The sequence below is a fragment of the Robiginitalea myxolifaciens genome (assembly GCF_900115205.1).
Taxonomy (GTDB): Bacteria; Bacteroidota; Bacteroidia; order Flavobacteriales; family Flavobacteriaceae; genus Robiginitalea; species Robiginitalea myxolifaciens.
The window spans coordinates 1,142,626-1,155,865 of record NZ_FOYQ01000002.1; the positions used below are offsets into that span (position 1 = coordinate 1,142,626).

Here is a 13,240-nt window from a genome sequence, read left to right on the forward strand (position 1 = left end):
GGGGCCGACTGGTTTTGACAGCGAGACCAATGGTCATGTAAGCATGCCGAGCGCTGGACTATAGCTCGTAAATCTCATGGATCCGCCCTTTTTAAATGGCGAGTCTAACTACGCTTTAGCAGCCTAATAAGACTGAATTACAGTAAGTCTTTGGCCTAGTACCGCAAGGCGGTAATGCTGAATGTCCCCGGGTAGCCCTTGTTGACGGCGACCCTTTCGGGGGCACCATAAAAGTCAACATCGTGCGGCTACGGCTTCGGTAGCCGCATCAAACTAAAGAAGCTAAGCGTGTAATGGGCTGTTCCGGGTCAGTTACACGTCGACAATCAATCCGGAAATAAGCATGTAGAAAGCCTGATTATTGCTTGTTTGGACGAGGGTTCGAATCCCTCCGGCTCCACGATCAAGCGCAAACCCCGCCGGGAATCCGGCGGGGTTTTGTGTTTGTAACTTGTGAGTCTGTGCTTGCACAAGCGAGCAAGGAGCAAACACAAAACCGCCTTGCTAAAGGCAAGGCTGGGTTTGCACTTGCAGGACGGGAGCTCAAGGGATCACCGAGCAATAGCGAGGTAATCCCCCGTTATAACGGTGAAAATCTCACACCAGCCCGCCATCTCGCTCCTTCACTCCACTATTTAATTGGATCAAAATGCTTTTTCTTGAACATGAAGAAGAAGCTTCCAATAAAAAGGGAAATACCTCCAACCAAAGCCAAAATAACTCCTATTTGAGGATCCTGTCGAACCCTCACATTGTTTTTCAGATTATATAAGTTAAGATCACTCCTCGACAGTCCATCTAAAACCTCCAGGCTAAATAGTATTACCACTACTCCGGAAATAAGTATTAGAACTGCCAACCACCCATTGGTGAAGAACTTTTTGGAGACTATACCGCCTATCGCACCGACGATACCAGCAAGCAAGCTCAATATTCCCTGGGAGAGTTCCAAGCCATTTACAGAAGTGGCATAACGTCCCGCATCTCCCATATTAACCGAAACATCAACCCATGGAGCCAATACGCTAATGAGTACCAGACCCGCACCTATCCAAATAAGAATATTTCTTTTGTTGACCATTTTCCTTTTTTCAGGCGGTACTACTTTTTGTTCAGCAGTTTGCTTAGGTTTCTGCGCTTTCTCAACTTTAGTTGGTGGCTTATTCTCAATCGCGTCCGTGACAGGCTTTTTTTCCATACCTGAATCCGTTGCAGGAATCAATTCCAGAATGTCATCCCCACTGACCTGAGCAACTTTTTTGACAACAGTTAATTCGTGAATTATATCGCTGAACATTTCTTCGTCCAGATCAAACTCCCGTTTAAGCGCTCGAAAAGAAATCCTTCCTTCCGCTGTAAGAAGTCCAATTACTTTGTTTAGCAAATCATAGAAAGCCATAACTCAATGTTTTTACTGTTCGTTGTTAATGGTATTCAACTCCATTGGCATGCCCGAAATCAAGAATTCGTTGTTTAATTCCTTGGTTCGGATCAGATTCTTGTCTGCCAGGGCCTTGATCTGCGCCTGTTTCTCTGGGGTTAGGTCACTGCCGGTATACGATTGCACCGGTGCCGAAAGGATTTCAGAGTACAATTTCAGCTGCTCGTTATTCAGCTGGTAGTTGTCCTTGATATAATCCAGATATTGCGGACTGCTAGGCGGTTTTTTCGGATCTTTCACGGCGTCTAACAAGACGTCATTTATGAACCCAACGCGGGCAATCTCGTTGTCCTGTTCTTCAATTTTATCTTCAAGTACATGGAAGACCTTCCCGTAAATTCCCCTTAGAAATACATCTGCGAAGACCCCGGTCAAAATACTGAAAGCGGCAACGGTTAAATACTTCTTGAATCGACCAGGACTATTGTCATGGTCAATTAGATTACTCGATATCATCTTTAAGAACAAGGGCAGTACCCCAGCGGCAACAATCCCCAAAAGCAAAGATCTCAGCAGGGAGGCATTGGCCTCTTCAGGGATCATCAAGTAATTTCCCATCCCGCCAAGAATGCCCCCTATAGCCATAGAAAAAACCAAATTCAAAACATGCTTACGCTCAGCCATAACTCCTATTTTTATTTAATTCCAAAAGCTCGTGCTGCCTCTTGCTCAAGACAGTGAAACAGGGTAGAATGGTCATAGTAATTATTCCCTTTCTCGTCAGCGGCATGGTCTTTCGTGGTATAAGAAAACACTAGACTGCCGTTCTTAATTTCCTCATAGAGAAGATTGATACGGCGACCATTCACCACCTGGTTTTCAAAGCCATCCGTCGCGGGGCAGCCATGGCTGGTGCCCGCTCTGCCTCGTGTTTCACTTACGTAGCTAGCCGTATGCATCATGATCCCCCGACGCTGTGCCTTATCATTAATGCCAGGCTCCAGGCCATGAAGCTTCAGCCAAACCCGCTCATCGGTTTTACCATTTTTAACCTTGTCTTTTGGGAAGGGCCAACCAGTAATGAAAAAGCCAAGACTCGATTTGTTGGTGCTCGGGGTGTTTGTAAAATGACGCGCGAAATGTCGGTGAGCACCAGATCCGGCGGAATTTACCCCGTGGGAAACATACAGGTAGTTTCTACGGGTCTCCGTAAGCATGTTTAACACCGCCAAACGACGCTCGTTTGAAGGTTTGGTGAAATCGATTATAGAAAGGTAACCTGAGTTATTATCATAACTGACCCTTTCTTTCTTTCCCTGTCTGTTGGTTTTCGAAATATTGGGTAACGGACAAGTGGAATCGATTAGTTGATAGCCCAAATATCCCAATCGAAAAGCCGCAAAATCAATCTTTCCATTGAGGTCAAAGACATCGTATAATCGCAACGCCTCGGACTCGAGCCAGTTTTCAATATTCCACCATTGGCTTATAGAGAACGGTCCTTCGCCAACGTCCCGAGTCCAATCGTATATCGCATACTGATCCCCTTTAAAGAAGTAGGTGAAATTGGCGAACGGCCCATCTCCATCCAAGGCGGCATCCACACCGGAATTGAATGACTCCGGAAGTTTCCATAGTCGAATATCCCGAAGTTGATTGTCAAAGGGCGCATCCTTTGCCCAATCGTAGCGAACATACTTGTCTCCTTTGAACAAATACCCAAAATCAGAGAAATTCCCCTTGCCATTGCACGCCGCATCAATCCCATTTAAAAAATCTCCTTTTAGTTTCCACATGGATAAGGGTTTGGGATTACCGACGGGCATATCATTCTCCCAATCGTAGGTTACGTATTCCCCATTCTTGAACAAATACCCAAAGCCCTCGAACTGTTTCATACCGTTGACCGCGGCATCTATTCCATTGGCAAAATCGCCAGTTAATTTCCACAGGGAAATCCCCTTGGGGTAATCGGGATCAGGACGATCCTGACCCCAATCGTAGCGTATATAATTTTGCCCATTGAACAGGTAGGATTTACCCTGAAACCCTTTCTGACCGTTTAAGGCGGCATGTATTAAACTTCCCATTTCTGTTCATTTTATTGGTTATTCAACTTGGCGTTAACTGATTCTAGATCCCAGGGCATAATAGCGGCCTTCATGTTCTAAATAAAGTCCCTGTGGCCTGGTAGAAGTAGTCCTCCAAGATCTTGGGTTGATACAGGGCAGTACCGATCTTGCCGCATCGTAATTGAATTGAAAATTCGACTCCCCTGAAGCGCGCATTGCGTGAACAAAATGTGGTACTTTATTAGGTAATCTTCGTGTCGCTGCAGCAGCGGCCTGCCTACCAGAGGGTCCTCCACCTACCCGGCTGGGATCTCTATCTTCGCAAATACGCTGAGCATGAAGTTTTAGTAAGGCTGCAAGCTGTGCCGATAAATTGGAACCTCCTGCTCGGACTGCCCTGGCAACATCATTTAAGGGTACCGGGGTATATCTCGGTCTACCGTGACATAGGTAAGCTGCAATTCCCATTATTTCAGGCCTTACATTACTGTCGACAACCCACTGACGGATATTCTGACGATTACGAGAATGAGAAATTTTCAAGCTGTTTTGCAGATAATCTTCTACCGACTTCTCTCCCACCAGCGAAGCGTGCTGCTGACTCTCAAAAAGCATTACAACTTGATGAATGGCTTCGATATCCAGGCGGATGCGTTCAGAGCCATTAAATCGCAATCCCCGGAAATATGATATCTGGTTCAAAGCATCCCCCAGTGGAGTTCCCCGTAGTCCTTGCAAGTATCGATTGAGTCGGCGACCCGCCAAACCAGTACCCAAGGTGAAAATCATATTGTCATAGGTATTTATCGAAGAAAATCCTCCCTCCCCCAAAACGGTATAGCTCTGGATCGCTTTCTGCATAAAGGCCGAATCCGGGCCCTGACTGGACTGGGCAATCGATCGAATTATGCTGCGTGTTTGGTCCGCTCTACCTCCGTAGAAAATTCCTCGTTTGCTCCCGTAGCGCGTTATGAAATAAACACGGTCGTCAATGGTAACAGCAGGCCTCTGAGAACCATTACGGTTAATCATGCGTATTTCATGTCCCATAAGCGTTTCCCCTGCTCGTGGGCCGCGCCGGCGATTCCACTCGTTTCCTTGTGATCGGTTGTTATCCCCCTGATATCCATACACCTCGTTTTCGGTGAATTCCATATCAGCGTCAGAATCGTTGGAGCTATCTCCATAAACCTCCTCCTCGGTAAAGACCATATCCGCCTCAGGGGTAGTGTCACCGCCACCTTTTGCCGAATAGGATTCCGATTGGCCTCCGGACTGTTTGCTCACACCACTATCATAATCTTCGTAGGGAGGTGGGTCATTGATCGGTTCATTCTCGGAATATCCCTGTTTTGAATAGGAACCGTGTCCGGAATTATCTTCTTGATAATCGTTATATCCTCCATCATTATAGTTCGAAGTATATCCGGAATCCTGATTGTCGTAAGAATCATTGGAATGCGAATTCCCCTTGGAATAGGCGTCGGAATACCCCCCGTCATTGGATCCATAATTATCGTTCCCATAATCGTCCTGATATCCACTACCGCCTTTGCCCTGGCCTCCATATTCGTAGTTATCATTGGCGTAGTTGTCCTGATATCCGCCACCGCCCTTTGCGGGGGGAGGGTTCTCATAGGAATCGTCCCGATGTGAATAATTTCCTTTTCCTCCGCTATTACGTTGTCGTGAGGAACGTCCTTTGGTAGATGTTTGCTGGCTATAGGAACCTCCTCCTTTACCAGACCGACCTGAATTTGATTTTGCCATGATTTCTTGATTTTTGTTAATAATTATGCAATAGATTTCCTGTTACCAATGCTTAAGACATTGTTTTTTAGTTAGTTAAAGTATTTATGCGGATTATCGGCTAGCCAAAAATATTTGGGTCAGCAACCTCTGGCATACGCGGCATGACCTCACACATCCAACCGATAATTTGTATACCCGGATTAACCAGATCATTTCCAATAAAAGCACTGTCGTTTACATTGAAAATTCCCAATCCTATACTGCTTTTTGCTTGCTCTTTGTCCTCCTCGGTCCAGGATGCGCTGAGTTTTAGGTTTTTGATTAATATCATTGCAGTTGGAATACATTTGAAAACACCATCATTCGTATCATCTTTGGCACCGGTGGAAAAAAATTCCGCCTCCTGTGCCAGGGAATACCAAAGTTTACGGTACAGGAAAAGGGTGTTGTCGTACCAGGGACGATGTAACTGAACAATGCAATAGTCAAAAGACATGGTAAATTGATCAGACCCGACTGGTTTTGCCGGAGCCCTATTGTTCTGTGCCATACTATTGGTTAGGCGTACCCTTTCTGCAACATGCAGATGCTTTAGTACACTCAAATCCTGCATCAGTAATTGCCCTTTCTTCCCTTTTGATTTGGGCTTGGCCTTTTGAGCTAAAATGGCTTTGGAGAGGACGGGCTTTGAAGTCATAACCGCTCTGGACTGAATTTTCCTCGTCTTTGGTTTAACTGCGGGTTTAGTCGTTTGCCCTTTAAGATTAAGCAGCATGGGCTGCATCATAACAGCTGAACTGAATTGAACTTTGGGCGTACCCTTGGCTTTGGGCTCTGGTGCTTTTAATGCATTTACGGCCTTTGCAGAAATCTGCAGTTTGGGTCGCCACATTAAGGGTATTAAACCTGATTTTCCTGTACTCTTTTTAGGGGTCGATTTTTCAAGATCGGTGCCTGCAGAGAAGGATTTTCGCATCCAAAAGGAACCTTTCGGATCGAACCATCGCTTTGGGGAACCAAAAACGGGCAGGTATTGCCCTTCCGGTGTTTCCAAAGACTGCTTTACTCCGTCTTCGAATTTTTGTACGGCTTCACTTTGAACATCGTGAAGTTTGGCGATATACTCAGTTTTATCCTCAGCTTCTATGTTGGCTCCTGTAAAAGCGGCACCTTTCACCAGAGCCTCGTAAACTTCACTCAATTGAGAAGTTCCCGTTAGGTAGGTAGGACCGATTTCGGGGAGGCGATCACTCATAATAGAAAGCTGTTCCCGCGCTTTCAGTTCGGCATTATCTTCATTTTCATCTTCAAAATCCTCCGGATCAATAATGGTCCCTAAAGGCTCGAAAGCCAGGAAATAATCTGATTTCTCCACACCGGGGTATTTCTCAATAAAGAAGTCCCGAACATTTTCCATTAGATCCTCGACATTCATTTTTGAGTTGTTTTTTATTCAACTGGGTTTATTGGTAATAGTTGCCCCGGGATCGCATTAAGCGAAGCCCGGAGCAACATGCAGCATTATACAGGCTGACTGGATTTATCTGTGGGTTGTTCGTCTTTTGTTTTCTGCATGAAATCAGCACCGTTCTTCTTCGGCGAACCAGGCATGATTTGCGATACATAACCGATAAGCTGCACCCCATCGATGGTTATTCCTTCGGTATTTCGATCATAACTAAAGTCCCTCTTGGAATGCTTTTCGGAATGTGATCCTCCTATTCGGAAAGGTCCAATTCCTACCGAAGCACTACCAGATATAGCATTATCTAGGGTATTTAGGTCAGATTCTGTTTTCGCCCAGGAAATCTTAACATTTCTAGCCAAAATAAAACTGGTGACCACAGAGGGCATAAACAGCATTTCGTTAGGGTCATTTACTTTAAATTGCTGATCAAATGTTCCATCGGAAATACAGCTCTTCGGGTAGTCACCAACCAGGAACCAATTGTCCAGGTTAAGCAGGGAAGTATCTAACCATCCCCTTCGAATGTCAGCAATAGCGTAATCAAAAGAGATACTCAATCCTTCCGTTTTGATGTTCAGCGATGTTTTCTTCTTCGAAACACCGCCTTGTCCACCTATACTATAAAAGCCCATATTAAACCCACCTCCTGCTTTGGTCTCCTTGCTTTTGGATTCAAAGTGAGATTCGGTATGGAAATCAGTCTTGGAGTAGGAATTCCATCCGGGCATGTTTGGTGAATACCATTTGGAAGGTGTGATGAACGTATATGGGATATTACCTATTTGCGGAATATTGACCAGGCTGTTTTCATATTTATGCTTAGCCCTGGAAATTAAAATGATCGCAGGATCTATTCCCTGACTAGCCATTACAGCCACGGCTTGTTCTACTTTCTGCTTGTGTCCGAAAGACTGCCATTTGTCCCAGGCAAAATTTACATCGTCCTGGTACATCTTCCCCTGTATAGGCCACATCTGTAACTTCATAGGATCGGTTAGTGCATTGGCAAATTGGCGATTCCGGTTCTGCACCATTTCATTGTACTCCTCCCGATATTGCATGTACTTCTCATATTCCGGAGTAGGATCACCTTCCGGAGTCATTAAAGTGGCTTTGGCTTTTTCCAATGCCTTTTTCATGTCATCGTTCAACTCCATGTCCGGGGCAATCCCATTCGCGCCATTGACAATGGCGTACCAGGTATCATTGAGTTTACTACTCCCCGGTGCAACCCGGTATTCCTCATTCATAACCAATTTGTCATCGGTCAGCATAAAGGTTTGCAGGAAAGCCTGCATACTTTGGGCGATACCTGCAGTCTTAAATTCCATATCCTCCAGCTGTTTGCTCACAGACTGGGCCTGAAGAGTGGCGGGATCCTGACCTGCAGCCGGAGCTCTGGAAGCTTCGTCTTTTGGTTTAGAAGCATTTATTTCCTTTAGGTTGGACCCGGTTGGAGTCCAGGGATTTCCAAAATCGTCTTTGTGTATGGGAAGTCCAATAGGACGAAACGATACAAAATATCCCTTGGGAAGTTTTTTGTTCTCGGGATCAACTCCCACTGCTTTGTACTTTAAATCTTCCAGTACTTTTAATACATCTGCCATGATTCTGATTTTTTCTGTTTACTATTTGATTAATTCATTTGAGCGGTGAGCATTTCTACCATGAAGTCCCGCGATTTTTTGTCGAAAATTCCGTTGATATTCAAGCCTGGATTGGTCGCCTGAAAGTCCTTAAGACATTGTTCTGTCTTGCGGCCAAAGATTCCATCTGAAGTCCCGCAATTGTACCCTAATTGCTTCAGGGCATCCTGAAGCTTTACCACATCTCTACCGGTGCTCCCGCGTTTAAGAGTTTTCCTTGAAAATGTTGTTGGACCATCGGGCCGCAGTCTGCGATACCCCAGGACACGACCTATGGGTTTTGCTGTTACAGACACCTGATTCCCCTGGTTTCCACCCAAACAATAAACCCTGGATTTATCAGACGAAAAGCCATGAAAGAAACCGACATGTCCCTTCCAGGAATCCCGGCTCTCCCGCCAGAATACCACTACATCGCCGGGCTCCGGATTTTCAATTGGAATCCCAACATTTAGCCAGGATCTCGCTGCCAGCGAATTGGAACGTTCCAGGCCTGCCTTGTGCGCTACCCAGTTCGCAAAAAGACTACACCAGGCGCTTTCATCCGACTTGTAATTCGAAAATCCCGTCTCCTCCGCGTATCGAATAATCTGTGGATTGGATTGTGATCCTTTTACTTCTCTCACACCGATTTCGGCCGATGCAACCTCTACTGTATTTGCCATATAATAGTCTTTAATACCTGTTTATCAGGTGGTTAATTTTTGCATAGGGGAATCCTCACCTGAACGAAGCGCACTAATGGTATAGCGCAATAGCTGCGTTGAAGCGTACGGGGGAACAGACCTCATTCCTGAGGCAATAGGGGATTATGTTTGGGAAACTCTAGCTCCAGATCCTTACGAATCTGAATGGGTGCTAAGACAAAGGACTATTGGATTTGTAGTCCTCGTACTTTGGAGAAGTAAGATTATACATCTAAAATAGAGATATGATTCGGATCGACCCTGCTGAAGTGTATGATTGGAAGCTTATGCTGTATGGATTACAAATTGATAGGGCGGACTGGAAAACGGCAGGCGCTATTTTATTTCCCTAAAACCTGCAGGTACTTATCCACATACGTCTCCATTTGCCGGGATTTGTATTGCACGATATACCGCGGGTGATCCAGGGGCACCACTTTTTCGAAAAGGTTCGCCTCCTTAGTGAGTTCCCTCAGGTACTTCGCATTCTTCTTTCCCAGGGAATAGACCTGTGCGGTCTGCATACCCCATCCTATTTGTTCCTTCAATTTTTCCAGGGCGAAATCCCGAACGGCCGCAAACAGCTCCGGACTGTCGTAGTAGTTATAATTCACCCAACGATCGGTTTTCTCCTTGTGAATAATAAAGCCCAGGGGGCAAACGGAATTAATGTAGTACTCGCTATAAAAGGCTTCGGGGCCCCCAAAAGCTTCGATCATTCGATAAATAAAAACCGAAGAAGGCTCATGCGTATGGAATTCCGGGCCTGCCAACCCACAAACCTCCTGCAACCTTTTCGTATCCGTAAAGGGTATTCCCGTTGATCCGGCCCCCAGACGACCCGGGTTTATCCCCAAAATGAGCTTTCTTGGCCGGGTATCGTTGTAATACTTGCGATAGAAGCCTTCCGAAATCTCCCTGACCGAAGTCGATTCCTGAAAGGGATTCAGTATCCGGATTCCCCTGGGAAGTTTTCCCGTAAATGCGAGGTTTTGGTTAAATGCAATAATGCGATCGGCAAGAGTCATAGCAAGTGAGCAGGTATTGTGTGAAAAGGTTAACTTTAAACAACCGCTAACCAAAGCATCGTAAATTATGAAAAAACAGGCTTGGATTTATTTCGTCGTCGCGCTGATCTTCCACCAGATTTCATTCGCACAACTAAAGGTGAGCGACAACGGGAGATTTCTCAGCCAGGCCGACGGCAGTCCTTTTTTCTGGATGGCAGATACCGCCTGGGAACTTACCCATCGATGCAACCGGGAGGAAATTATCATGTATCTAGACAAGCGCAAGGAACAGGGGTTTAACGTGATCCAAACCGTAGCCCTGGCGGAATTGGATGGCCTCAATACCCCGAATAAAGTCGGTGACAAACCCCTGCTCGATCTGGATCCCGCAAAACCGAATTCCTCCTATTTCGAAATTATTGATTTTCTGCTCAGCGAAGCGGAATCGCGTGGGATATACATTGCCTTACTGCCAACCTGGGGCGATAAGGTGTTTAAAAACTCCTGGGGCGTGGGGCCGGAGGTCTTTACCCCGGAAAATGCAAGAGTATTTGGGGAATGGATCGGTAACCGCTACAAGGACCGGCAGAATATTATCTGGGTTATTGGCGGGGATCGGAATCCGCGAGATGAGACCGATGTAAGCGTCTGGAATGCAATGGCGGAGGGTATTGTAACGGCCTGTGGGGGCACAGATAAGGCCTTAATGACCTTCCATCCGCAACCCAAGGCCAATGGGGGTTCCTCTACCTGGTTCCACCAGGAATCCTGGCTGGATTTTAATATGCACCAAACCGGACATTGCAACACGGAGCCGGTCTATGAGCGGATAACGCACGACTATGCGCTACTTCCGATCAAACCCGTCCTCGATGGCGAGCCCCTTTACGAAAGACACCCCTTGTGCTTCAACGCCCTGGAAAAAGGCTATAGCACACCCGAGGAGATCCGCCGTATTATGTATCAAAATGTGTTTGCAGGTGGATTTGGGCAAACCTATGGTTGTCATGCGGTCTGGCAGATGTACAGTCCGGAAAAAGAACCGATTAATGGCCCGCTCGGCCCCTGGTATGAATCCCTGGACTTACCGGTAGCCAACCAGGTGAAACATTTAAAAGATTTGATGCTCTCCCGCCCGTTCTATTCGAGAATCCCAACCCCGGGCCTCTTAGGTAAAACGCCTGCGGATTTGGTCTATGCCCCCATCGCAACGGGAGATCGTGAGGGTAGCTACTATATGGTTTACTTACCCAGAGGAGAAGCGGTGGTACTGAACAGGGAGTTTCTCAACAGCCCGGATTACACTACATGGTGGTATGATCCCCGATCAGGAGTAGCCATGCCGGGGGAATCAATGGGTAATACTTCGAATTGGGAACTAAGTCCTCCTTCCTCAGGTACCGGACAGGATTGGGTACTTATACTCGATAAAAAAGATGCCAAGTGGAAGGCTCCAGGCAAGTTATAGGGCAAACCATCAAACCACCGGACCGAGGTTGTATAAATACTCCCGGGTAAAATACTTCCTCAAAAACTCCCGGGTATTCCCATAAAATAAGCGATCGGCAACTTGTTCTGCAGACAAACCTGCCATAAGCTCGCTGAGGAGCCGGGCGGGCATTGGTTCCTCTTCGGGTAAGGACAGTATTCTGAAATCCTTCATATACGGCCGGTCCTGGGTTTGCAGAGCCTCGACTATTTTAGCCCGGAAATCCTGGAGGTCTGCAGCAGTCTCATAAGTGTTGAAAGGATCCACAATTCCGTCGTTATCGGAGCCCAGGCACACATGGTCCCAAGCCCGCTGCAATTCGGTTTCTGCGGCAGAAGGGTTTTGCTCGCGGATTCTGGAGGCAATTACCCGGACAACTTGTAAAACATTGGTCAGGAACATCTGGCTGTACAGTCTTTTTGCTTTTTCGGGGTAGGCACGAACTGCTCTAAGTTTGCGTTTGAATTTCTTACCCGGCATGCGTCCGTCGTGCATGCAAATACCCATAAGCCCATCGGAATCAAAGGTCTCCCGGATATCTTCATCGGTGAGGTTAATGGCAAACTTGCTGACATAGGATCTCTTGTCGGTACTTGAGCTGTTGTTGTTTGAAATTGCAGCATCGAGGTTCGGCAAGGCATTTACTGCACTATGGCTGGAGACGATAGGAATGGCATCGCCTTGCTGGCGGCGTTTTCTTATAAAAGCATAAAACTCCTTGCGCAATTCGGCAGCCATATGCTTGGTGTCGATTAGGATCCTCGCCCGATTGGGTCCTCTTTCCAACAGCAATTCCAGCACTTCACGACCCAGGGCAGAAAAGCCTGCCTTTCTTCCCGGCTGCTGATTGAAAACGCGTTGAAACAATCCTCCGAAACTTTGGGCATGCCCTCCGAGAAAATTATGGAAATGGTGGGTGAAGGTTGCAAAAAACGGTGGGAATTCGGTTTGGCGCGGATCTTTAACCACAAGTAAGTTTTGCCGAAAAGAGTCCCGTAAATCGGACTGCGCTGCGTCTGAAAGTTCCTCAAACGAATTTTTTCTGCGCAGATCATCGAGCTTATATTTCCCAAAGCCATGAACGCCTTCCACGGTAATGATACCCGTCAGGCGCGAGGTATTCAAGGGGTTGGGGAGCTGGGGAAACTCGCGAACGAGTTTGAATTCCGGAATGGCTGCCCCACTGCTTTCTAGGGCACCCTTGGGTCTGGGTCCCTGGGCAGCGATCAGGTAATTATACTCCCGGAGGTAATCCTCCATGTAATTCACATGTCCCCCATCGGTATGGATCTGATCCAGGAAAGCTCCGGCTTCCTCCGCTGAAATACCGGTAATCAGACGGAGGAGCTTAATGTCAATTTTCTTCTTATAACGCCTTTTCAAAAGGAGCTGTAAGGTCCAGCGTAAAAGTGCTGAAGCTCGTTTAAATGGGCGGTCGGGTCTGAGGAACTCGCGTTCAAATGGGTAAATACTGCAAAACAACAGGCGATTCCCACCCAAATAACAACTATCGAGGTTGGATTGGGTTTTCAGTGCGAGGTTGGTGGTAGCAAAGCGCAACACCAATTTGCGGATACTAACCAATCGGAATACGGAATCTACCGTGGGATTCTCTGCATAATCCCAAATGCTCCCGATCTCAGGATTGAGATGCGGTTTGAGGCTGGGATGGCAGTGCAGGTCTGCAATGGGCTTCTCCATGACTGTTCAATGTACGAAATATCCTTCATTTTCAT

At 46.6% G+C, this 13,240-nt stretch carries 10 protein-coding genes and 1 other RNA gene; 2 read left to right on the forward strand and 9 right to left on the reverse strand.

All coding sequences use genetic code 11. The features are described from left to right. Positions 1–403, forward strand: a transfer-messenger RNA (tmRNA) gene (gene ssrA / locus BM318_RS13205). Positions 404–631: 228 nt separating this feature from the next. Here ssrA and BM318_RS13210 read toward each other — a convergent pair. From BM318_RS13210 to BM318_RS13245, 8 genes are all read right to left on the reverse strand, one after another. Further along, positions 632–1,399 (reverse strand): Trp biosynthesis-associated membrane protein, encoded by a 768-nt coding sequence (locus BM318_RS13210; protein WP_092983077.1) that lies wholly within the window; start codon positions 1,397–1,399, stop codon positions 632–634. Between the two features lie 12 nt (positions 1,400–1,411). Further along, complete coding sequence (locus tag BM318_RS13215) at positions 1,412–2,065, reverse strand: YEATS-associated helix-containing protein (protein ID WP_092983079.1); 654 nt, start codon at positions 2,063–2,065, stop codon at positions 1,412–1,414. 11 nt (positions 2,066–2,076) lie between these two features. Next, the gene (locus tag BM318_RS13220; protein WP_092983082.1) at positions 2,077–3,471 is read right to left on the reverse strand and encodes a murein L,D-transpeptidase catalytic domain-containing protein; all 1,395 of its coding nucleotides are present in this window, start codon (positions 3,469–3,471) and stop codon (positions 2,077–2,079) included. A 33-nt stretch (positions 3,472–3,504) separates the two neighbouring features. Continuing rightward, complete coding sequence (locus BM318_RS13225; protein ID WP_092983084.1) at positions 3,505–5,223, reverse strand: hypothetical protein; 1,719 nt, start codon at positions 5,221–5,223, stop codon at positions 3,505–3,507. A 100-nt stretch (positions 5,224–5,323) separates the two neighbouring features. Beyond that, positions 5,324–6,640, reverse strand: a complete 1,317-nt coding sequence (locus BM318_RS13230) for a hypothetical protein (protein WP_092983085.1) — start codon at positions 6,638–6,640, stop codon at positions 5,324–5,326. Between the two features lie 86 nt (positions 6,641–6,726). Further along, positions 6,727–8,280, reverse strand: coding sequence for a hypothetical protein (locus BM318_RS13235; RefSeq protein ID WP_092983086.1), 1,554 nt, complete (start codon positions 8,278–8,280; stop codon positions 6,727–6,729). A 29-nt stretch (positions 8,281–8,309) separates the two neighbouring features. Further along, positions 8,310–8,984, reverse strand: a complete 675-nt coding sequence (locus BM318_RS14545; protein WP_092983088.1) for a C40 family peptidase — start codon at positions 8,982–8,984, stop codon at positions 8,310–8,312. 362 nt (positions 8,985–9,346) lie between these two features. Further along, the gene (locus tag BM318_RS13245) at positions 9,347–10,033 is read right to left on the reverse strand and encodes a uracil-DNA glycosylase family protein (protein WP_092983090.1); all 687 of its coding nucleotides are present in this window, start codon (positions 10,031–10,033) and stop codon (positions 9,347–9,349) included. Positions 10,034–10,100: 67 nt separating this feature from the next. Between BM318_RS13245 and BM318_RS13250 the strand changes: the two genes are divergently transcribed. Then, positions 10,101–11,483: a glycoside hydrolase family 140 protein gene (locus tag BM318_RS13250; RefSeq protein ID WP_092983091.1), complete on the forward strand. Its 1,383-nt coding sequence runs from the start codon at positions 10,101–10,103 to the stop codon at positions 11,481–11,483. A gap of 9 nt (positions 11,484–11,492) precedes the next feature. Here BM318_RS13250 and BM318_RS13255 read toward each other — a convergent pair whose 3' ends face one another. Continuing rightward, entirely contained in the window at positions 11,493–13,205 is a 1,713-nt protein-coding gene (locus tag BM318_RS13255) for a membrane dipeptidase (RefSeq protein WP_092983093.1), read from the reverse strand. Positions 13,206–13,240 lie beyond the last annotated feature (35 nt).